The sequence below is a fragment of the Phormidium sp. CCY1219 genome (assembly GCF_035615515.1).
Taxonomy (GTDB): Bacteria; Cyanobacteriota; Cyanobacteriia; order Cyanobacteriales; family Laspinemataceae; genus CCY1219.
In genome coordinates, this window is record NZ_JAJENT010000612.1 from 1 (window position 1) to 971 (window position 971).

The window sequence follows — 971 nt, forward strand, 5'->3', positions numbered from 1 at the left end:
GACCGAATTGACCATGAAAAACTTCTCAATAAACTTGATGCCTTCCCGGCAATCCGACGACAAGTCAAGGCATGGCTTAAAGCTGGCGTAATCGATACCGGACAGCTATTCGCAACGGAAGAAGGCACACCGCAAGGAGGGGTAATCAGCCCTCTACTGGCGAATATTGCCCTTCACGGCATGGAAGAAAGCATCAAATCCCTAGCTGCTAAGCTACCAGGAAAAAGAAGCCGTACAAATAAACGTAATGCAATCTCGCTAGTTCGTTATGCTGACGACTTCGTTATCCTGCATGAAAACAAGGATGTAATTCTAAAATGTCATGACCACATCCAGGAATGGTTGAAAGGAATAGGATTGGAACTGAAGGATACCAAAACTCACATCACCCACACATTAGAGGGTGACAGCCCTGGGTTTGACTTCCTGGGGTTTAACATCCGGCAATATCAAATCGGAAAATATAAGACCGGAAAGGATACGCATGGCAATCCGTTAGGTTTCAAAACTATCATCAAACCCAGCAAACAAGCTATTAAAACCCACTACAAAAAACTGAAAGGGATAGTAGACTCCCATATTGCAATACCGCAAGAGGGGTTAATAAAATACCTCAACCCGGTCATCAGAGGGTGGAGCAACTACTACTCAACAGTAGTGTCTAAGGAAGTTTTCTCTCAAATGGATAGCTCGTTATATTGGAAGCTAACCAGAAGGGGATACCGAAGACACCCCAACAAAAGTAAAAAATGGGTAGCCAAGAAATACTGGCAAACAATAGGGAATCGGCATTGGGTATTTGCAACACGAACGGAATCAAACCCAATCAAATTGCGACACCACGCTGAGACTCAAATTGTCAGACACGTCAAAGTCAAAAGCGAAGCCAGCCCGTATGACGGCAATCTCAAATACTGGAGTACAAGAATGGGGAAACAACCCGGTGTTCCAACGAGAGTATCAAAGCTCTT

1 protein-coding gene is annotated in these 971 nt (G+C 44.4%); it reads left to right on the top strand.

Annotated elements, in window-relative coordinates; translation table 11 throughout:
- On the top strand, nucleotides 1-971 hold a 971-nt coding region (locus LKK83_RS17130; RefSeq protein WP_324632462.1), incomplete at both ends, for a reverse transcriptase domain-containing protein.